Raw genomic sequence first — 20,012 nt, 5'->3', positions numbered from 1 at the left:
GTGTTTCCTTTCATAAGGAGACCCACCCCTTACACACACCATTTGACACGCTCCCCGACCGGAATGGCATGCCAGAACTGACGCTCATCGACCAGCCACTTCGAGCACAATACGCAGCGTGCCGCGGCGCGGCCCCAAACTCGTTCGCGCACTGGCGATCCAATACTCGCGCGCTTTATCTTCGTGTTCCGTGCCTTCACGTCACTCCCCGGGTTCGTTGCCAGCTCAAGGGTAGACGGGCCCTCAGACATCAACCGGGTACGGTCGTGAATGGGACGTAGAGCAACGAGGCGCGTCCCGTGAAAGGAGCCATCAGTGAGCGGTCTAGGGAACTTCGTCTGGTCAATAGCGGACCAGCTGCGCGGCGTATACAAGCCGCACCAGTACGGCGACGTGATCCTCCCGATGACGATTCTCCGCCGCCTCGATGCTGTCCTCGCTGACTCACGCGACCAGATCGCGGACATCGTGAGCAAGACCGAACGCGAGGACCGCCGCGATGCGCTCATCCGAAAGGAGACCGGGCTCACCTTCTACAACACGAGCCCGTGGACCTTCACACGCCTTCTGGGTGACCCCGACGGGCTCCAGGCCAACCTGGTCGACTACATCTCGGGTTTCTCGAAGAACATCGATGTATTCGAGCGGTTCCGCTTCGACAACGAGATCCACCAGATGGCCGAGAAGAACCGGCTGCTGCTCGTCGTGCAGAAGTTCGCCGACGTCGACCTGCACCCGTCCCGGGTTTCCAACGCCGAAATGGGCGACCTGTTCGAAGAGCTCATCCGCAAGTTCGCCGAGGCATCCAACGAGACCGCCGGTGAACACTTCACCCCGCGCGACGCGATCCGCCTCATGGTTGACCTGCTCTTCGCCACCGACGACGAAGCCCTCACCGAGCGAGGTGTCGTCCGCTCGATCTACGACCCCACTGCCGGCACAGGCGGCATGCTGTCTGTCGCCGAGGACCACCTCGTCGGCACCCCCGAGCATCCCGGCCTGAATCCCGACGCACGACTACGGCTATATGGGCAGGAGATCAACGATCAGTCGTACGCGATCTGCAAGTCCGACATGATCGCGAAGGGACAGGATGCGTCCAACATCCGCCTCGGCGATACCCTCGCAAACGACCTCTTCGCTGGCCAGACCTTTGACTACTGCCTCTCCAACCCGCCCTACGGCGTCGACTGGAAGGCCTCACAAGAGGCGATCAAAGCCCACGTGCAGGATGCCGGCGATCGCGGCCGCTTCCCGGGCGGACTACCGCCTATCAGCGACGGGCAAATGCTCTTCCTCCAACACCTCGCTACGAAAATGCGCCCGGTTCACGAGGGCGGCGGCCGCGCAGGAATCGTCCTCAACGGATCGCCATTGTTCACAGGCGCAGCTGAGTCCGGGCCGTCGCAGATCCGCCGATGGTTGCTCGAGAATGACCTCGTCGATGCGATCGTCGCGCTGCCGACGAACATGTTCTACAACACCGGCATCGCGACGTACGTATGGATCCTCGACAACGCCAAACCCGCCGACCGTATCGGCAGGGTCCAGCTCATTGACGGATCCGGGTACTTCACCAAAATGCGGAAAAACCTCGGCAACAAGAGCCGCGAACTGTCGAAAGCGGACCGCGACAGCATCGTCGCACTCTACGACGCACACACCGAGAGCGAGCACTCCAAAATATTGACGACGGATGCCTTCGGCTACTGGACGATCACTGTCGAGCGGCCGCTCCGCGACGAGGCCGGCGAGGTTATCCGTGACCGCAGAGGCAACCCGAAGTCGGATGCGAAGCTGCGCGACACGGAGAACGTACAGTTCACATACGCGGGCAATGACCACGGAGTGGATGGACGCGACGCCACCATCGAGGCCTACTTCGAGGCCGAGGTTGCTCCACACGCGCCGGATGCCTGGGTGGATGCCGCAAAGACCAAGGTCGGCTACGAGATCCCCTTCACACGTCACTTCTACACCTACGTGCCCCCCCGCCCACTGGAAGAGATCGACCGCGACTTGAACCAGCTCGTTGGCGAGATCATGGATCTGTTGCGCGAGGTCGAGCAATGACTTGGACCACCGGACGGCTTCTGGAAGTAGCAAAAGCGTGGCCAAGCAACGTCGACAAACACACCGTTGAAGGCCAGCTGCCGATACGCCTTTGCAATTACACCGACGTGTACAAGAACTCATCAATCACCGGCGCGTTGGCCTTCATGGCGGCGACAACAACGCCGGAGCAACTAGATCGATTTCGCCTACGGCTCGGCGACACCGTCATCACTAAAGACTCAGAGACCGCGGACGACATCGGCGTGCCCGCGTACGTGGAGTACGCAGCGCCTGACCTTGTCTGCGGGTACCACCTCGCAATCATCCGGCCGGATCGCACGAAGGCCGACCCGCGATACATGTACTGGGCAATGGCCTCGCAGTTTGTCCTTCAGCAGTGGTCGGTTCTCGCATCCGGCGTAACTCGTGTCGGCATTCGGAGCAATGACCTTCAACGCGTGCTGGTGCCACTCCCGCCCCTAATCATCCAGCGGGGGATCGCCGGCTACCTGGACCGCGAGACCGCGCAAATCGACGCGCTCACCGCGAAGCAGGAAAAACTCATCTCTGTCCTCGGGGAGCGCCGCTCCGTCGCCGCGGCTGAAGAGCTCGGCGACATCGTCGGCGTCGGTCAACGTCTCAAGAGGTCACTGGTTGAGCGCGACCACCGTTCCGGCGAGTCGCTGCGGCATCTGCCTCTCTTGTCGGTCTCAATTTCATGGGGTGTTCGGCGCCGCGACGCGCTGTCAGATGACGTCCCGCGGGCAGAGGATCTCAGCGCGTACAAGATCGCAGAGGCCGGCGACATCGTCGTCAATCGCATGCGCGCCTTCCAGGGCGCGCTCGGAGTTGCACCGCAGCGGGGTCTGGTAAGCCCTGACTATGCAGTGTTGAAGACCTCCAATCTCGTCGATCCGTCGTGGATCGCCGCCGTAATGACTTCTCCGCGGTTCGTTGCAGAGATGACGAGTCGACTTAAGGGCATCGGCGGGGTCAACAACGGCACCGTTCGCACGCCGCGTATCAATGTTGTCGACCTCCTCGACATCTCAGTTCGAATTCCCTGCATTGACCAACAGCGCGCTCAGCTTGCCACGATGGCCACAATGCGCAGTCGCATCGATTCGGTCGTCGCCAAAGCGGAGCGATTTATCGAGCTCTCGAAAGAGCGCCGTGCGGCACTCATCACCGCCGCAGTGACAGGCCAGATCGATGTGACGGGGGAGGCTGCCTGATGGCTATCGAGCATGAGTCGGCGTTCGAGGACGAAATCGTCGCTGCCCTCGAGTCGGACGGCTGGCTCTACTCACCGAACGGCACCGGGTACGACAAAGCACGTGCTCTCTTCCCGGACGATGTCTACGGGTGGCTGCAAGAGACCCAGCCCGCTGAATGGGCGAAGGTAGTCAAGCCCGAGGCGTCCACCACCGATCAGGCAATGGCGAAGGAACAACTGCTCGACCGGCTTGTGAAAACGCTCGACCTGCCACTCGACGCGGGCGGCGGCACGTTGAATGTGTTGCGCAAAGGGTTCAAGAAGACGCCGGCCACGTTCTCGATGTGCGAATTCAGGCCCGCGATGTCCTTCAACAAGGCGGCCCTGGCCCGGTACGAGGCGGTGCGTCTGCGAGTAATGCGGCAGGTGTACTACTCGTCGAAGAATCAGAACAGCCTCGACCTCGTACTGTTCGTGAACGGCCTGCCAGTCGCAACGCTGGAGTTGAAGACTGACAACACGCAGTCCATCGATGACGCGATCGGGCAGTACCGGCATTACCGCGATCCGAAGGGTGAGCCGCTGTTGGGGTTCGCTAACCGAGCGCTCGTGCACTTCGCTGTCTCGACTGACGAGGTGGCGATGACCACCAGGCTGGCAGGGAAGGCGACGCACTTCTTGCCATTCAATCTCGGGGATGACGGCGCCGCCGGCAATCCGGTGAACCCAGGTGGCGCAGCATCCGCCTATCTATGGGAGCGGGCGTTGCAGCGGGATGCGTGGCTGCACATCCTGGGCAAGTTGCTGCACCTCGAGAGGCGCATGGACACGGATCCGATCACCGGCGCTGTGTCAACGCGGACGACGCTGCTGTTCCCGCGCTATCACCAGTGGGAGCTCGTCACCCAGCTACTCGACACGGTCCGTGAAGAGGGCCCTGGTAACCGGTACCTGGTGATGCACTCCGCCGGCTCGGGAAAGACGAACTCGATCTCGTGGCTTGCCCACGGACTCTCGAATCTGCACGACGCCGACGATCAGAAAGTGTTCGACACTGTGATCGTCGTCACCGACCGAACAGTGCTCGATGACCAGCTGCAGAAAGCAATCAAGCAGATCGAGGGCGTGGACGGCACCGTTGCGACCATCAACGCCGACGAGGTGCGTAAGGCTGGCGACGATGACGTGAAGTCGAAGTCGGGTCTGCTGGCGAAGCAACTACTGTCGGGGAAGCTGATCGTGATCGTGACGATGCAGACCTTCCCGTTCGCGTTGAAAGCGATCCGTGAGAACAAGGGCCTCGCGGGCCGGAACTTCGCGATCATCGCTGATGAGGCGCACTCGTCTCAGACCGGGCGGGTGTCGCAGAAACTCCGCGATGTCCTCACCGCCGAAGAGCAGGCGGACCTTGCCGATGGCGGCGAGATCGACACGGAAGCGATGCTCGCCGCACAGATGGAGGCTCGCGCCGATTCACCGAATCTGTCGTTCTTCGCGTTCACCGCGACTCCGAAGGCGAAGACCCTCGAGCTGTTCGGCCGCCTCGATGACGACGGAATGCCGCGACCGTTTCACGTGTACTCGATGCAACAGGCGATCGAGGAGGGATACATCCTCGATGTGCTGAAGAACTACACAACCTACGACACCGCGTTCCAGATAGCTGAGACCTCGAAGCAACACCTGCGGGCTGCGGAAGACGTGACCGTCGTGGACGAGTCGGAAGCGACAAAGCATCTGATGAGGTGGGTGTCGCTGCATCCTACGAACATCACCCAAAAGGTACAGATCATCGTCGAACACTTCCGCACCAACGTGCGGCGCCTGCTCGACGGGCACGCCAAAGCGATGGTCGTCACCAGTTCGCGTGAGCACGCCGTCCGGTACAAAGAAGCGATTGACGCCTACATCGCCAAGAAGGGATACGACCTTGCGACGCTCGTCGCGTTCTCAGGCACCCTCACCTCTGAGCAGGTTTCCGGTGTCGCCTTCGCCGGCGTCGAGCCGCCCTACTCCGAGGCGAACCTGAACAAGGGCCTCCGTGGCCGCACGCTGCCCATCGCCTTCGGGTCCGATGACTTCCAGTTGCTCATCGTCGCGAACAAGTACCAGACCGGCTTCGACCAGCCGCTACTGAGTGCGATGTACGTCGACAAGCGCCTCGCGGGTGTGACCGCCGTGCAAACCTTGTCGCGGCTGAACCGCACTTACCCGTCAGCGGGCAAGGACACCACGTACATCCTCGACTTCGTCAACGACCCCGAGGAGATCTTGAAGTCGTTCAAGCCGTACTTCCGGGATGCGGAGCTCACGGACACGACGGATCCTGACATCGTGCACGACGTGCAAGCGAAGCTCGACGCCTCCGGGATCTACACCGATGCCGATGTCGACGCCTTCACCACAGCGTTCCTCACTCCGGGTACGAAGCACGGTGCGCACACGGCGCCACTGAAGGGCGCCGCGGACCGGTTCAACACCCGCTACCTGGCCGCGGCAACGGACGGTGACAAGGCAACGCTCGAAGAGCTCGATCTGTTCCGCAAGGACGTGGGCTCGTTCGTCCGGCTCTACGATTTCCTCTCGCAGATCGTCAACTATGCCGACACTGGCCTCGAGAAGCGATCCCTGTACCTGCGACTGCTGCTGCCACGTCTCACCGGTCGGGCGGGCGTCGACGTCATCGACTTCTCCGAAGTCGAACTCACCCACATCAAGCAGGCGCGCTCTGGCGACCATGCACTCGACCTCGCCACCGGCGAAGCAAGCCCATTGAAGCCGCTCGGCGCCACTGGGTCAGGCACCGCACGAGATCCGCGACTCGTGCGGCTGGCCGAGATACTGGCGCGCATCAACGAGTTGTTCGCCGATGAGGACTTCACCGCATCCGGGATCGAGTCGTGGGTGCAAGGTGTGGTCACGGTGCTCACCGAGAATCCGCAGATCCGAACCCAGGCAGCAGCAAACACGCGGACACAGTTCGTCGAATCGCCGGACCTCAACGATGCCGTCACCGACGCTGTGCTCGGCAACCAAGACAGCCACAACAGCATCGTCGACTACTACTTCTCCAGGCCCGAGGTGCAGGTCGAGCTCGTGAAGCGGCTTGGTGAGCTCGTCCACGAGAATCTCAGGCAAGTGACGGGATCGGTGGGTGAACACAGTGAAGCGTTATAGACAGCGCGACCATTCCCAGCCTTGGAATGGACGCATCATGACCTCCAGTCTGGGAGACCTCGCTACCTGGGTGAGTGTGGCGCTGACGGTAATCACTGGGGTCGTTGCCGCGTTTGTCTTCGTAGGTCTGCGACTCCGCGACCGGCGCCAAGCGCTCACCGACCTGCACATCTCTCTCCAGTCGGGCGAGACGGCCGCGGCCCGCAACACAATCGGTAGCCTTTTGTATGCCACCAGAACGCGGGACCGCCCGCCACCGCTGGCCTCGATTGCCGCGTACTTCGCGCATATCTATGCGATACAGCGCGCGCGAAATGTCTTCCGCACCTATTCCGTCCGTGGACATCACTTGACACTCCGCAATCTCGGCTGCGCGAACTGGCCACCGGGCGACCGTCTCGAGACTCACGGCTCCCCCTCAGTTGGCATCTCGCGGAAGTCGCCCAGAACGTCGTGCGGTTCCATGACGAATACGGAGCCAATGGAACGTGGCCGACGCCGATGCATCGGACGGGCTGAAGCAGTACGTCGATGTCGAGGGCCTTCGGCGCGAGCTGCGTGCCGAGGACAGCCGCCTCGACTTTGAGTTGTCGACTGTGACGAAATGTCACAGCGCCTTCTCAGTCGCCGCGCCGCTCTCAGCGGAGCGTCACCCAAGTAGCACGTCCAGGCAGGCGCCCTCTACCCAACGCCAGTTGACGACGTCTTTCGCCATCTATCCACATCTTGCATCGGCTGCGTTGACGACATCCGATCCGTGTCCGACACTGGCTCAGATACTGAGCGTCGAGCAGGTGTGAGCGGAGGTCGAGATGGGCAGCATCAGCCCGTACGAATCGGCGAAGGGCCGCCGGTACCATGTGCGCTATCGCAAGCCTGATCGCACCGAGGCGGAGAAGCGCGGCTTCACGACGATGCGCGAAGCGAAGCTGTACCTCTCCATGGTCACGGTGTCGAAGTCGAAGGGCGAGTACATCGACCCGTCCTCGTCGCGGGTCCCGGTCCGGATGTTCGCGGACAGCTGGTTGCGATCCAAGCAGCCGCCGATGTCGAAGCCCTCGTACTACATGACGCTCGAGCGGGCGCGGAAGAACCATGTTGCTCCGGTCTGGGCGGACAGGGAGATCTCGTCGATCCGGCGCTCGGAAGTTCAGGACTGGGTGTCGGACCTCGCGTCGCGGAGGTCGCGTACGGTTGTCCTTCGCTCGCTGGGGATCCTGGCCGGCATCCTCGACGTCGCGATCGACGATCGTCGTCTCGCCAGCAATCCGGCTCGGCATGTGCGCAACCTTCCGCGGCAAGGGCCGGGGAAACGTCGCGTGTACCTGACGTACGACCAGGTCGCGACGCTGGCCGCGTGCTCGGCGTATCCGACGCTCGTCCTGACGTTGGCGTACACGGGCCTCCGCTGGGGCGAGGCGACGGGGCTGCGGGTGCGCAGCGTGAACCGGCTGCGTCGGCGCTTCGTCATCGAGGAGAACGCGGTGATGATCGCCTACGAGATCCACGTCGGTACGCCCAAGACGCACGAGAAGCGCTCGGTCCCCTACCCTGAGCGTCTCGCTCCGCTGATCGAGCAGGCGTGCGCCGGCAAGGGCCCCGAGGGACTGCTCTTCGGCGACGGGGTCAATCACATGCGCAACTCGGGCGCCAAGGGATGGTTCGCGAACGCGGTCGGGCGCGCGCAGGCATTCGATCCGTCGATCCCGCGTCTCACTCCGCACGACTCCGCCACACCGCCGCGTCCCTCGCGATCAGCTCAGGCGCGAACGTGAAGCCCGTGCAGCGGATGCTCGGCCACGCGTCGGCGGCGATGACGCTGGATACCTACGCCGATCTCTTCGAGGACGATCTGGATGAAGTCGCGACGAGGCTGAACGACCAGATGCCGCTGGTGGCGCTGCCGTCGGGTCCGCAGACCCGCTACGCCCGACCGCAGTAACCGCAGAGAGCAGAATGCTCAGTTTTTCGACGAGGCACATCACGCCCAAAATGCCCGATTTTGGCGCTCTCAGACGTCACGCGCAGGCCGCTGCAGACGTCCGTTTTCAGTCCGCCGAATTTTCAGAATGCGGGCAAAAAGCGGGCAAAAACGCCTTTTGTGTGGTCCGACCACAGAAGAAATCCCTGGTCAGAGGCAAAAAAAGGCTGTGCCCCTGGAGGGACTCGAACCCCCAACCGTTTCCTTAGGACGGAACTGCTCTTCCATTGAGCTACAGAGGCTGGCGGCATCCAGTTTACCGACGCAACGGCGCTGCCGACGTCACCGGGCGAGCCGAGTGCCCACCCGCACGAGATTGTTGTCGGGGTCGGCGAACGAGAACTCCCGCATCCCCCACGGTTCATCGCGCACGGGTCGGATGCGCGCCAGCGACTCGCCCCGCCGCCAGCGCTCGACGAGGGCGGCGTGGCTCAGCCGCAGATCGTCGAGCGCGATCATCGCGTGCACGGCATCCGGGTCGTCGACGTACAGGTACACCATTCCGGCATTCACGAACGGATCGAACCCCTCCGACTCCGAAAGATGGAACCGGATGCCGCCGGCCTCGACGAAGGCGTAGGCACCAGCATCCGACATCTCGACATCGAAACCGATCGCCCGATAGAACGCCGCCGCCCGCTCGAGATCGGCGACGGGAAGGATGGCGGACGCAGATCCCGACCACAGCGCATTCATCACATAAAAGTAGTCGCGCCCGAGCCTGAGCAGGGCCAGAGTAGAGCCGTCAGCGGTGTGGCGGACGCCCCTCTCGCCGTTCGACTCTGACGTATCAGCGATCTCTCGACCCGGCTCCTCCGAGTAGACCCCCGAACTCCGATTCCCGCACACGAAGGACGCCCGATGACCGTCTACACCTCCCCCTACATTCGCGACGAGATCATCGTCACGAAAGAAGTCGAAGACATCTGCAAGACCTACGCCGGCGACGGACCGGTGTTCCTGCTCGCCCGCAAGGTCACACTCGCGAAAGAGCTGCTCATCACCGCGCGACCGCTCGTGATCGTCGCCGACGAGTTCGACGGTGCGGGCTTCGCGATCAACGCGCGGGGTGCGGATGCTCCCGCCACAGGCACCAACGGGCTCAATGGCGTGCCGGTGCCCATGCCGCAGATGTACTCTCACGATGGTCGCCCGCTTCTGCCCGGCAACGACGGACAGGGCGGCACCGCAGGGTCATCGGGCGGCAACGGCGGCAGCGTGACGATCTATGCGCGGCGCACGAAGAACGCGCAGATCTCGGTCGCCGGCGGCAATGGCACCAGCGGCGGGCGCGGCGGCAACGGCACCGCCGGGGGCAACGGCTCGTACTCGGCCGAGCACACCGAGCAGCGCGACCTCACCCCGGGCGACCCGTACGACTTCGAGTTCGAAGACGTCGTCATCCCCGAGCAGACGATCGACGGCACCCCGGGCGGCAACGGCGGGTGGGGCGCCCCCGGCGGCTCCGGCGGCAGCGGCGGAGCGATCGTCTTCACCTCGATCAGCGACGACACCGAGCCGGTTTTCACCACCTCGCCCGGCGGCCCTGGTGGCGGCGGCGCCGGTGGTGCCGCGGGTGCCGACGGCGCCTACAGCCCGAGTGCGGCATCTCCCGGCCAGGACGGTGCTCCCGGCGAGTGGGGCGCAGAAGGCTCGGTGACGCGGTCGACGGTGTCGGAAGAGGACTTCATCGCGGGCCTGCGCCCCCTGCTCGATTCGACCGGCCCGTCGTGGGCCAACTACTGGGCGCCGTTTCGCATCGCCATGGGCGAGTACTACTACCACCGCTTCAACCCGAGCGCCGATGACCCGGCTGAGAACGGGCAGCTGGCCGCGACCGAGATCGCCCGCGGGCTCGAACTGCAGCCCGACAACGGGTTCGGGCTGCGCCTGCAGGCGCAGCTCGTCGGCGTTCCGCACGACGTGGCGGGTCAACAGGTCTGGGTGGGCGGCGGCACCAACGTGCTCGGGTTCTCGCCCGAACTCGACATCTGGCCCGACTTCGAGACCTACATCCAGGCGTACCAGGGGTTCAGCAACCTCGCGACCGGGTTCCTCTTGAGCGGCATCGACACGATCTTCCAGAGCGGCACGACCGCCGCCCTCTCGGCGATCGTCGACTCGCAGCAGCAGGCCGCCGATGCCGCGCGGCGCAATTTCGACAATGACGCCGAGCTCGCAGCATCCGAGAAAGACATCGCGACCGACGAAGCGAGCCTCGTTCAGCAGCAGCTCGACAACGCGACCGCCGATCTGCAGGCGGCCATGGCGAAGATGAAAGAAACGTCGTTCAGCTTCGGCGACTTCATCGGCACGGTCGCGTCGGTCGCCACCGCCGTCGTCGGGGTGATCGCCGCCATCCCCACAGCCGGGGCGAGCCTCGTGGCCCTCGTGCCCGCGATGGTGAGCCTGGTCGACACCGTGACGGCGCAAGCCGACCCGATCGCCAAGGCGCTGCTGGCCGGCACCAAGGCAGACACGAAGACGGTCGAAGACGCGTACAAGAAGGTCGGCAAGCAGGCGGATGCTGTCATCGCGGCCGGCAAGACGATCGTCAACTTCATCGGAGTCGTCGACAAGCTCACCTCGTCTGCGACGCCCGACAACTCGGAGCAGGTCGCGCTCGTGCGGCGCGGAGCGGAGCTTGCCCACCAGCTTCTGATCGCCAACAACCGCGTCGAGCTCGCCCAGCAGCGCATCGAGGCCGCGCAGGCGCGGTCGGCGCGGGCGGCGGAGCTGGCGAGCCAGGCGGGTGCCCTCTCGGGCCGGCTCGAGGTCGACGCCGAGTCGGTGCGTCAGGCGGGGCTGCTCGCGATCGGCATCGCGCAGTCGAGCGCCGAGGCACTCAACAGCATGGCCTTCCGTGCCGCGCGGTCGGTCGAGATCGTCACGCTGCAGCCGCAGGCGCAGAACATCGCGCTCGACGCGGGCGTCTTGAGCGCCGAGTTCTGGCTCCGCTACCAAGAGCACGACGTTTCAGACACCGACCTCGCGACGGCGCTGACCGCGTCGTGGGGCAAGATGCTCCAGCCGCTGAGCGTGCAGCAGGACTACCTCGCGTACTTCCAGCGCGACCATGACCAAGACGTGCTGACCCGGTTCTTCGCGCCGGGCGACCGTGAATTCGAGCAGCTGCGCGCGACGGGTCGCTTCGATTTCTTCGTGGATGCCGCGACCATCCCCGCAGGTCGCGCCGACGCCAAGATCCGCAGCGTCCGCCTCGCCCTCGTCGGCGGCGCGCACCCGTCGGGGGCGGTGTCGTGCGAGATCCGCCACGGCGGCCGCTACGAGCAGCGCCGTGGCGACGGCACGATCGACGTGCAGCTGCTGCAGGCCCGCACGAGCACGCGACGCGCGGCGTTCACGCCGCTGTCGCCGGAAGAGCCCGACACGACTGATCTTCCGCTCACTGCGCCGCTCTCCCTCGCCTACTGGGGTCGCGGCATCGGCGGCGAGTGGGGCGTCTCGCTGGTCGGCGCGAGCGAGAACGCCGGGCTGGTCCTGTCGGGCCTGACCCAGATCCAGGTCGAGATCCGGTACCAGTTCCTGCGGTGACGGCCATCACCGGAAGTCGCGCGACCGGTGATCGACGCCGACCCTGAGGTCTTCGAACCTGTCGGCGAGCAAGTTGGTCACTCCCTCGACCGAGCGCTCCAGCATCCCCCTCACGATCAGTGCCGGTGAGTCGCGCACGACGCGACGGTACTTGTTCCAGACGCCCACCGAGCAGATCACGTTCACGAGACCGTGCTCGTCTTCGAGGTTGAGGAACGTGATGCCGGATGCTGTCGCCGGCCGCTGCCGGTGCGTCACGAGCCCTGCGACTTCGACCCGACGGCCCGACTCGTGCCCACGCAGCTCGATCGAGGAGAGCACTCCGCGCGCGTCCAGCCCCGACCGGTAGTGGGTCATCGGATGGTCGGTGGTCGAGATGCCGGTGGCCCAGAGGTCGGCCGCGAGCAGCTCGTAGCTCGTGGGGTCGGTGAACAGCGGCGGCTGCACCGAGATCAGCGAATCGGGGAGGTACTCGATGCGATCTTGCGCGGCCGAGCCGGCGAGCCACGTCGCCTCGCGGCGGCTGAGCCCCAGGCACTCGAACGCGCCGGCGGTGGCCATGGCCTCGAGCTGCGCGGTGGTCGCGCCGGTGCGACGGACGAGGTCGCGGAGGTCTCGGTACGGGCCCTCGGCGTCGCGCGCGGCGACGATCTTGGCGGCCAGCGCCTGCCCGATGCCCTTGATGCCGGCCAGGCCCAGCCGCACGGCGAAGCCGCCGTCGCGACGGTGGGCCAGGGTCTCGTCGGGAGCGGTGATGTCGAAGAGGCCGACGGGGGGCTGGATGCTGTGGGTGCAGGAGTCGAGGCCGGTGACCCGTTTCGTCTCATCGCTGTGCTCGCTCAACGGCCGGGGGTTTCCTGAGGGCTCGAGGCAGGCCTCGACCCCCGACGCATGCAGGTCGGGCCGGCGCACCTCGACGCCGTGGCGACGGGCGTCAGCGGTGAGGGTCGCGGGCGAGTAGAACCCCATCGGCTGCGCACGGAGGAGCCCCGCGAGAAAGGCCGCGGGGTAGTGCAGCTTGATCCACGAGCTCGCGTAGACCAGCAGCCCGAACGACAGTGCGTGCGACTCGGCGAACCCAAAGTTCGCGAACGCCTGGATCTTGGCGTAGATGTCGTCGGCCTGTTCAAGGGTCAGCCCGTTGGTCTCCAGCATCCCCTTGTACAGCTGCTCACGGATCGAGTCGATCCGCTCGATCCCGCGCTTGGAGCCCATCGCCCGGCGCAGGGTGTCGGCCTCGGCGGCCGAGCAGTCGCCGATCGCGACCGCCATCTGCATGAGCTGCTCTTGGAACACCGGCACCCCCATCGTGCGCTCCAGCACCGGCCGCAGCTTCTCGTGGACGTAGGTGACCTCCTCCCGCCCGAGCTTGCGCCGCACGAACGGATGCACCGCGCCGCCCTGGATCGGGCCGGGGCGCACGAGCGCGATCTGGATCACGAGGTCATAGAACTGCCGTGGCTGCAGGCGCGGCAGCAGACCCATCTGCGCGCGCGACTCGACCTGGAACACCCCGATCGAATCCGCCCGGCAGAGCATGTCGTAGACCGCCTTCTCCTCCTTCGGCATCGTGTCGAGCGTCCAGCGCTCGCCCGTGGCATCCGCCACAAGGTCGAAGCAGTACTGCAATGCGGCGAGGATGCCGAGCCCGAGCAGATCGAACTTCACGAGCCCCATCCACGCCGCGCTGTCTTTGTCCCACTGGATGACGGTGCGGTTCGCCATGCGTGCATGCTCGATCGGCACCACCTCCCCCACCGGGCGCTCGGTGAGCACCATCCCGCCGGAGTGGATACCGAGATGCCGCGGCGCCTTCAGCAGCGCTGAGGCGAACTCGATCACCTGATCGGGGATGTCGTGATCGGGCCCCGACTCGAGGCTCGCGCCCCACCGCTCGACCTGCTTCGACCAGGCGTCTTGCTGACCGGGCGAGTGCCCGAGCGCCTTGGCCATGTCGCGCACGGCGTTCTTCGGCCGGTACTGGATGACGTTGGCCACCTGAGCGGCGCGCTCGCGCCCATACTCCCGATACACCCACTGGATGATCTCTTCCCGCCGATCCGAGTCGAAGTCGACATCGATGTCGGGCTCTTCATCGCGCAGGTGCGAGAGGAAGCGCTCGAACGGCAGGTTGTAGGCGATCGCGTCGACCGCGGTGATGTCGAGCAGGTAGCAGACGGCACTCGAGGCGGCCGAGCCCCTCCCCTGACACAGGATGCCGCGGCGCCGCGCCTGTTGCACGATGCCCCACACGATCAAGAAGTAGCCCGGGAAATCCTTCGACTCGATGACATCGAGCTCGTTCGCGATGCGCCGACGCTGAGCATCCGTGAGTTTCGGGTACTTGCGCGGCACCGCCTCCCACACCAGCTGCCGCAGGTACGAGATCGGTGTGTGCCCCTCCGGCACCTTCTGCTTCGGCAGGGCGGGTTTGGCCTTGCGCAGCGGAAAGGCCAGCTCGTCGGCGAGCGGGACGGTGCGGGCGACGGCTCCCGGATACCGGGCGAACCGCGCCGCCATCTCGGCACCCGATCGCAGGTGCGCACCGGCATGCGAGGGCAGCCAGCCGTCGATCTCGTCGAGACTCCGGTTCGCCCGCACCGCCGCCACCGCTGCCGCCAGCAGCTCGCCCTCGGGAGCCGCGTAGTGCACGTTGTTCGTCGCGAGGGTCGGCAGCCCGCGCTCGGCGGCGAGCGCGGCGAGCGCGGCGTTGTCGCGCGTATCGGCCGGGTTGCCGTGGTCGAACAGCTCGACGTGCACCGCATCGCGGCCGAACAGGGCGACGAGATCATCCAGAGCGGATGCTGCGGCACTGAGCCCGCCGGCGGCGAGCCCTCGACGGACCGCACCCTTCCGGCATCCGGTCAGCACCGCCCAGTGCGGGTCGCGGGGACCGCCCGCGTGATCGGCGAGCGCCGCCAGGTCGTAGTTGGGGCGGCCCTTCTCGGCGCCGGCGAGTTGCGCCTCAGTGATCGCCGCCGACAGCCGGTGGTAGCCCTCTTCGCCGCGGGCGAGCACGAGCAGATGCGCGCCGACCGGATCGGGCTCTCCGTTCTGCGGCCGCGGGAGCTCGAGCGAGAGCTCGGCACCGAACACGGTCTTCACGCCGTACGGTTCGGCCGCCTCGGCGAAGTTCACCAGCCCGTAGAAGCCGTCGTGGTCGGTCATGGCCAGCGCGTGCAGGCCGAGGCGCTCGGCCTCTTCAGTGAGCTCTTCCGGCGACGAGGCGCCGTCGAGGAACGAGAACGACGAGTGCGCATGCAGTTCGGCGTACGGCACGGCGTCTTCCGGCCGGTCGATCTTGGGCGCCACGTATTTCGCGCGCTTGTGCGACCACGCCGGGCTGTCGCCGCCATCGGCGTTCGCCGGAGTGTCGGCCGGGCGCCGGCGGTCGCTGAGCACGCGTTCCATCTCAGACCACGGCACGGCGGGGTTATGGAAGCCCATCAGGCGCCTCCCGTCGGCCGCATTCGGCCGCGTCTCGTCCAGGGGTCAGTCATAGCGACCCTCGGCACGCCACTCGCCCTCTTCCCAGATCAGCAGCCACGCGAGACCGTCGGTGTCGACCACCTGGAACCGATGCGCCCGGCGACGGCGCAGCTCGTCCCATCCGCGTTCGCTGACCGGCCACGGCCCTGCCCACGCGTCGATCCGCCGCCGGCGGCCGTCGGCGTCGAGTATGGCGGGCGGGGAGCTGAGGGCTCCGCGATCGCCGATCCGCACAGCATCCCCCGCCCCGTCGGTGACCTCGACGAGCCACGGCTCGGGGTACACCGTCGTCGGCAGGGGGTCGGGCAGGCTTCCCGGCCACGGCCGCGCCCGCTCGTGGCGCAGCACGGCCCGATCGCCCCACGGCACCTGCACCTGGCGCTCGGCGAGCCAGCGGCCGCCGCCGATCGCCGGGGTGAGCACCCCGCGGTGCCCGAGCATCGCCTGCACGCGCGAGAGGGCGTGGTGCACGCGCTCCTCCGCGCCGGCGCCGAAGATCGCCGGAGTGTGATGGGATGCCGCATCCACCGCCGCGGGCTCGATGCGCACGAGCGCGACTCCGCTCGCCAGAACGCCCTGCGCCTCGCCGAGCTGCCAGCGCACCCGGTCGACGACGGCCGCCGCGTCGAAGGAGGCGGGATGCAGCCACACCCGCTCGGACCGCTCGCCGCGCTCGCCCGCGAGCTCGACCCGCAGCTCGGTGCAGACGAGGTCGTGCGCACCGAGGCGGGCGATGAACTCGTCGGCGGCGATGCGCATGCCGAACGCCACCTGGTCGGCGAGTTCGAGCGGAGGCTCGAACGCCACCTCGCGATGCAGCTCGGGCGGAGGTGTGCGCGGCTGCACGGGCCGGGAATCCTGGCCTGCGGCGAGGGAATGCAGGCGGACTCCGCGATCACCGAACCTCTCGCGCACCCGCTCCACCTCGAGGGCCGCGAAGTCGGCCAGGGTCTGCACACCCAGCCGGGCGAGCAGATCCACCAGATCATCGCTCGCGCCCAACGCCGCCCAGGCGTCGCCCAGCACGGTCACGGGCAGCGGCGCGAGGAACTCACCGGCCGCGCCGGGCGGTACCACCCTCACGTGCTCGGCAGTGCCGTACCGGGCTGCCTGCTCGGCAGAGAACGGTCCGTCGGCCACCCCGGCCCGTACTCCGTGCAGACCCTCTTCGGCGAGCGCGGCGAGCAGCACCCGCGCGGCCTCCTCCTCGCCGCCGTAGTAGCGCGCAGGGCCCCGGGCGCGCAGCGCGCACAGCCCGGCGCGAACGATCTGCACCCCGGGCGCCCGCTCCTCGATGAGCGACACCACCGGAGCGAACAGGCGGTGATCGCGCCCCGGATCGGCGGTGACGACGACCAGTCGCGGACACCGCGCCTGGGCGTCACGGCGCCGCTGCCCGCGCCGCACCCCCTCCGCCCGGGCCGCCGGAGAGCAGGCGACGACGAGGTTGCGCTCCATCACGGCGATCGGCGGCGCGGTGCTGTTCGGGGCGGTGCTGTCAGGCGCGGTGCTGTTCGGCGCGGATCCGCTCGCCCGCCGCGCGACCCCCGCGGTTGGGTCACGCAGCAGCGCGGTGACCGGCCAATCCGGAAACCACAGGACGAGACTCCGGACCGGAGCCTGCCCGGGCGGCGAGAACACGGGGGCGGATGCCATGTCACCCCACCGCTCTCACCCCGGGCGGCGGGTACGCCGCCCGCGCGGCGTCGCCCGCTGCCCGCGCGGCGTCGCCCGCTGTCTCGCGTGTGGTGCCGCCGATCGCGGTTATCGGCGCGCGCTGCCCGCTCTGGTCACGCAGCGCCGATACCGTGCCGTCGGCTGCGGGCAACAGCATCCTGGACCTGCGAGGAACCGGCCAGCGCCTGCTCGACGAGGTGACGGTGACGGCGCGGCCGGCCAGGTAGCCGTACCCCTCGCCGAGGCCCGACCACTCGGGCTCGCTGACCCGGAGCACGGCCTCGGCCTGCGGCCACTCGCCCTCGACGAGCAGCACCGCGCCGCGGTCGCGCAGGCGCGCAGCGAGCCGCGAGACCTCCTGACCCATCGGCCGGCCCTGCGGGCGCACGGCCACAATCGGCAGCACATCGGCGATCGTGGCGGCGACCGCCAGCCAGCGCGGACCTGGGTCGGGGATGAGCACGAGCCGGTCGAGGTCGACGCCGAGTCGCTCGGCGGCCTCGGCCCCGAGCTCGGGCATGCCGATCACCCCGCACCACGACCCCTCTTGCGACGCACGCGCGATCAGCGCCAGCAGCAGCGACCCCGACGCGGGGAGCGAGTAGGCCGAGCCCGGCCGGAGCCCCCGCCCGGGAAGGAGATCGGCGAGGGCGGGATGCGTGGGCAGCACCGGCGCGTCGAGCTTGCGGCCCTGCACACGCTCGAGCTGAGCGCGCAGATCGCCCACCTCGTCGGCGCTGCTGCGCATGTTCGCCCCCATCGACCCAGACTAGAACATACGTTCTAGATTCTCTACCTGGATTCGACGTTAGCCTCGGGCGCAGACATCCTCATGCCCGTTTTTACATCCTATGTTCGATACTCTGCGCTGCTTCCCCCGCGAGCCGCGCCTCAGGGTCAGCCCGCGACGAGCTCCGCGGTCGTCGCGATCCGCGCGAAGCCGCCGGCCTGCAGGTCGAGCGCCGTCGTGGCCATGAGCTCGGCGGCGCTGCGCGTGACGGTGCCGAGGCCCGCGACATCCGCCGTCAGATCGAACGTGCGCGTCGCATCCAGCGCCACCACGACGTCGTAGCCGAGGTTGCCCGCCATCCGCGCGGTCGTCTCGACGCACATGTTGGTCTGGATGCCGCAGATCACCAATTCTTCGATCCCCCGCTCGCCGAGCCAGGCGTGCAGATCGCGGTCTCCGTAGAACGCCGAGTTGACGTTCTTCATGATGAACAGATCGGGCTCGACGGCGGCGACCGGGTCGACGAGGGCGTTGCCCGCAGCATCCGGATGCAACGGCGACGCCTCGGAACGCGAATCGTGCCGCACCACGACGATCGGGCCACGGCCGGGCCACGCCTCGATCAGGGCCGAGACGTTCGCCTCGCACTCCGGGTTGGTCGAGGGCCCCCAGACGGCGTCGTCGAAGCCGCGCTGCATGTCGATCACGATGAGTGCCTGCGTCATGGAGTCCATCTTCCCCGCGTGCGCGTGCACAACTCCGGTAAAACTTGCGCCGAACGGCCGATCTGCGCCTCATAACCGCCATCTGGCCATGAACTGCCGGAGTTGTCACCATTCACCGCCCGGAAACGCCGCCCGGTGACTACCGCTTGCCGCCGTGACCCGACCCGCCGGTCGAAACTCACGGCCCGCTCCCAGCTTCGCGGGACCAATCCGATAGACCTGTGCGTTCTGAATACAAGACGCAGTAGCCAGCCGCGCCTGACCTAGGAGGAAACGTGTCACAGGACTACCGCAAGACTCCCGAGGCGCTCAGTCGTCTCACCCCGAACCAGTACCGGGTCACCCAGGAGGACGCCACCGAGCCCGCGTTCCGCAACGAGTACTGGGACAACCACGAAGACGGCATCTACGTCGACGTCGTCTCGGGCGAGCCGCTGTTCTCGTCGACCGACAAGTACGACAGCCACTCGGGCTGGCCGAGCTTCACCAAGCCGCTCGCACCCAGCGTCGTCACCGAGCACGTCGACGGCAAGCTCTGGATGAAGCGCACCGAGGTGCGCTCCGCGGGCGCCGACAGCCACCTGGGTCACGTCTTCGACGACGGGCCGCGGGATGCTGGGGGCCTGCGTTACTGCATGAACTCGGCCGCGATGCGGTTCATCCCCGTCGCACAGCTCGAGGCGCAGGGATACGGTGATTACCGCGAGCTTTTCGAGCCCACCACGACCACTCAGGAGAACGCCTCATGACCAGCGGACCTTTCGACACCGGCGCCATCACCCAGACCCCCGGCACGGAGACGGCTGTCCTCGCGGGCGGCTGCTTCTGGGGCGTCGAAGATCTGATCCGCCGCCAGCCCGGCGTGCTCGAGACGCGCGTCGGCTACACCGGCGGCACGAACGACCACGCGACCTACCAGCGTCACACCGGTCATGCCGAGGCCGTGGAGATCGTGTTCGACCCGACGAAGACGACCTATCGCGACATCCTGGCGTTCTTCTTCCAGATCCACGACCCCTCGACCCTGAATCGTCAGGGCAACGACGTCGGCACGAGCTACCGGTCGGCGATCTTCCCGACCACGGCCGAGCAGGAGCGGGTCGCCCGCGAGACGATCGCCGATGTGGATGCCTCGGGGCTCTGGCCGCGCAAGGCCGTCACCACGATCGAGCCCCTGGGCGCGTTCTGGGAGGCCGAGCCGGAGCACCAGGACTACCTCGTGCGGATCCCCCACGGCTACACGTGCCACTTCGTGCGGCCCGGCTGGGTGCTGCCCCGCCGGGAGGAGACCTCGGCGGTCTGAGGTCTGACCTCGCGGGGGCGGCGGGCGGAGCATCCGTCCCTCGTCCCGCACGGACGCAGGAGATATACCGAAAACAGGGCGGTCCCACTGGGATCGTCCTGTTT

General features: G+C 66.8%; 14 protein-coding genes and 1 tRNA gene. 9 read left to right on the top strand and 6 right to left on the bottom strand.

Going from position 1 to position 20,012, the window contains the following annotated elements; genetic code table 11:
* Nucleotides 1-315 precede the first annotated feature (315 nt).
* The 6 genes from ACFE6Z_RS15985 (at nt 316) to ACFE6Z_RS15960 (ending at nt 8,390) form a co-directional block, all read left to right on the top strand.
* Nucleotides 316-2,073, top strand: a complete 1,758-nt coding sequence (locus ACFE6Z_RS15985) for an N-6 DNA methylase (RefSeq protein WP_375386698.1) — start codon at nt 316-318, stop codon at nt 2,071-2,073.
* The gene (locus ACFE6Z_RS15980; protein ID WP_375386697.1) at nt 2,070-3,290 is read left to right on the top strand and encodes a hypothetical protein; all 1,221 of its coding nucleotides are present in this window, start codon (nt 2,070-2,072) and stop codon (nt 3,288-3,290) included. The genes ACFE6Z_RS15985 and ACFE6Z_RS15980 overlap by 4 nt, the downstream gene beginning before the upstream one ends.
* The gene (locus tag ACFE6Z_RS15975; protein WP_375386696.1) at nt 3,290-6,448 is read left to right on the top strand and encodes a type I restriction endonuclease subunit R; all 3,159 of its coding nucleotides are present in this window, start codon (nt 3,290-3,292) and stop codon (nt 6,446-6,448) included. Before ACFE6Z_RS15980 ends, ACFE6Z_RS15975 begins: the two co-directional genes overlap by 1 nt.
* A gap of 488 nt (nt 6,449-6,936) precedes the next feature.
* Nucleotides 6,937-7,248, top strand: a complete 312-nt coding sequence (locus ACFE6Z_RS15970) for a hypothetical protein (protein WP_375386695.1) — start codon at nt 6,937-6,939, stop codon at nt 7,246-7,248.
* Between the two features lie 12 nt (nt 7,249-7,260).
* Nucleotides 7,261-8,223 (top strand): site-specific integrase, encoded by a 963-nt coding sequence (locus tag ACFE6Z_RS15965; protein WP_375386694.1) that lies wholly within the window; start codon nt 7,261-7,263, stop codon nt 8,221-8,223.
* Complete coding sequence (locus tag ACFE6Z_RS15960) at nt 8,106-8,390, top strand: tyrosine-type recombinase/integrase (protein WP_375386693.1); 285 nt, start codon at nt 8,106-8,108, stop codon at nt 8,388-8,390. Before ACFE6Z_RS15965 ends, ACFE6Z_RS15960 begins: the two co-directional genes overlap by 118 nt.
* A gap of 209 nt (nt 8,391-8,599) precedes the next feature.
* Here the strand turns inward: ACFE6Z_RS15960 and ACFE6Z_RS15955 are convergent.
* Nucleotides 8,600-8,671, bottom strand: a tRNA-Arg gene (locus tag ACFE6Z_RS15955).
* 40 nt (nt 8,672-8,711) lie between these two features.
* Nucleotides 8,712-9,125, bottom strand: coding sequence for a bleomycin resistance protein (locus ACFE6Z_RS15950; RefSeq protein ID WP_375386692.1), 414 nt, complete (start codon nt 9,123-9,125; stop codon nt 8,712-8,714).
* A gap of 165 nt (nt 9,126-9,290) precedes the next feature.
* On the opposite strand from ACFE6Z_RS15950, the gene ACFE6Z_RS15945 reads away from it, so the two are divergent.
* Nucleotides 9,291-11,984 carry a hypothetical protein gene (locus tag ACFE6Z_RS15945; RefSeq protein WP_375386691.1) on the top strand — a complete coding sequence of 898 codons (2,694 nt, stop codon included), beginning with the start codon at nt 9,291-9,293 and terminating at the stop codon, nt 11,982-11,984.
* A gap of 6 nt (nt 11,985-11,990) precedes the next feature.
* On the opposite strand, the gene ACFE6Z_RS15940 is transcribed toward ACFE6Z_RS15945, so the two are convergent.
* The 4 genes from ACFE6Z_RS15940 to ACFE6Z_RS15925 all read right to left on the bottom strand — a co-directional run bounded on the left by ACFE6Z_RS15940 (nt 11,991) and on the right by ACFE6Z_RS15925 (nt 18,605).
* The gene (locus tag ACFE6Z_RS15940) at nt 11,991-15,431 is read right to left on the bottom strand and encodes an error-prone DNA polymerase (RefSeq protein WP_375386690.1); all 3,441 of its coding nucleotides are present in this window, start codon (nt 15,429-15,431) and stop codon (nt 11,991-11,993) included.
* A gap of 45 nt (nt 15,432-15,476) precedes the next feature.
* Nucleotides 15,477-17,129 (bottom strand): DNA polymerase Y family protein, encoded by a 1,653-nt coding sequence (locus tag ACFE6Z_RS15935; protein ID WP_375386689.1) that lies wholly within the window; start codon nt 17,127-17,129, stop codon nt 15,477-15,479.
* Nucleotide 17,130: 1 nt separating this feature from the next.
* Nucleotides 17,131-17,910 carry a hypothetical protein gene (locus ACFE6Z_RS15930; protein ID WP_375386688.1) on the bottom strand — a complete coding sequence of 260 codons (780 nt, stop codon included), beginning with the start codon at nt 17,908-17,910 and terminating at the stop codon, nt 17,131-17,133.
* A 137-nt stretch (nt 17,911-18,047) separates the two neighbouring features.
* Nucleotides 18,048-18,605 (bottom strand): cysteine hydrolase family protein, encoded by a 558-nt coding sequence (locus ACFE6Z_RS15925; protein ID WP_375386687.1) that lies wholly within the window; start codon nt 18,603-18,605, stop codon nt 18,048-18,050.
* A gap of 275 nt (nt 18,606-18,880) precedes the next feature.
* Between ACFE6Z_RS15925 and msrB the strand changes: the two genes are divergently transcribed.
* Together msrB and msrA are read left to right on the top strand one after the other, a co-directional pair.
* Nucleotides 18,881-19,354: a peptide-methionine (R)-S-oxide reductase MsrB gene (gene msrB / locus ACFE6Z_RS15920; protein ID WP_375386686.1), complete on the top strand. Its 474-nt coding sequence runs from the start codon at nt 18,881-18,883 to the stop codon at nt 19,352-19,354.
* The gene (msrA, locus tag ACFE6Z_RS15915; RefSeq protein WP_375386685.1) at nt 19,351-19,908 is read left to right on the top strand and encodes a peptide-methionine (S)-S-oxide reductase MsrA; all 558 of its coding nucleotides are present in this window, start codon (nt 19,351-19,353) and stop codon (nt 19,906-19,908) included. The genes msrB and msrA overlap by 4 nt, the downstream gene beginning before the upstream one ends.
* The last annotated feature ends 104 nt before the right edge of the window (nt 19,909-20,012 follow it).

Source organism: uncultured Microbacterium sp. (genome assembly GCF_964244775.1).
In the GTDB taxonomy this organism is placed as follows: Bacteria; Actinomycetota; Actinomycetes; order Actinomycetales; family Microbacteriaceae; genus Microbacterium.
The sequence above is the reverse complement of the archived record's forward strand: the minus strand, read 5'-3'. Positions and strand labels throughout refer to the sequence as shown.

Coding starts and splice junctions, on each gene's coding strand:
- ACFE6Z_RS15945 (WP_375386691.1), top strand. CDS start 9,291: ATGACCGTCTACACCTCCCCCTACATTCGCGACGAGATCATCGTCACG.
- ACFE6Z_RS15950 (WP_375386692.1), bottom strand. CDS start 9,125: ATGAATGCGCTGTGGTCGGGATCTGCGTCCGCCATCCTTCCCGTCGCC.
- ACFE6Z_RS15940 (WP_375386690.1), bottom strand. CDS start 15,431: ATGGGCTTCCATAACCCCGCCGTGCCGTGGTCTGAGATGGAACGCGTG.
- ACFE6Z_RS15965 (WP_375386694.1), top strand. CDS start 7,261: ATGGGCAGCATCAGCCCGTACGAATCGGCGAAGGGCCGCCGGTACCAT.
- ACFE6Z_RS15975 (WP_375386696.1), top strand. CDS start 3,290: ATGGCTATCGAGCATGAGTCGGCGTTCGAGGACGAAATCGTCGCTGCC.
- msrA (WP_375386685.1), top strand. CDS start 19,351: ATGACCAGCGGACCTTTCGACACCGGCGCCATCACCCAGACCCCCGGC.
- ACFE6Z_RS15925 (WP_375386687.1), bottom strand. CDS start 18,605: ATGACGCAGGCACTCATCGTGATCGACATGCAGCGCGGCTTCGACGAC.
- ACFE6Z_RS15960 (WP_375386693.1), top strand. CDS start 8,106: ATGGTTCGCGAACGCGGTCGGGCGCGCGCAGGCATTCGATCCGTCGAT.
- ACFE6Z_RS15935 (WP_375386689.1), bottom strand. CDS start 17,129: ATGGCATCCGCCCCCGTGTTCTCGCCGCCCGGGCAGGCTCCGGTCCGG.
- ACFE6Z_RS15980 (WP_375386697.1), top strand. CDS start 2,070: ATGACTTGGACCACCGGACGGCTTCTGGAAGTAGCAAAAGCGTGGCCA.
- ACFE6Z_RS15930 (WP_375386688.1), bottom strand. CDS start 17,910: ATGGGGGCGAACATGCGCAGCAGCGCCGACGAGGTGGGCGATCTGCGC.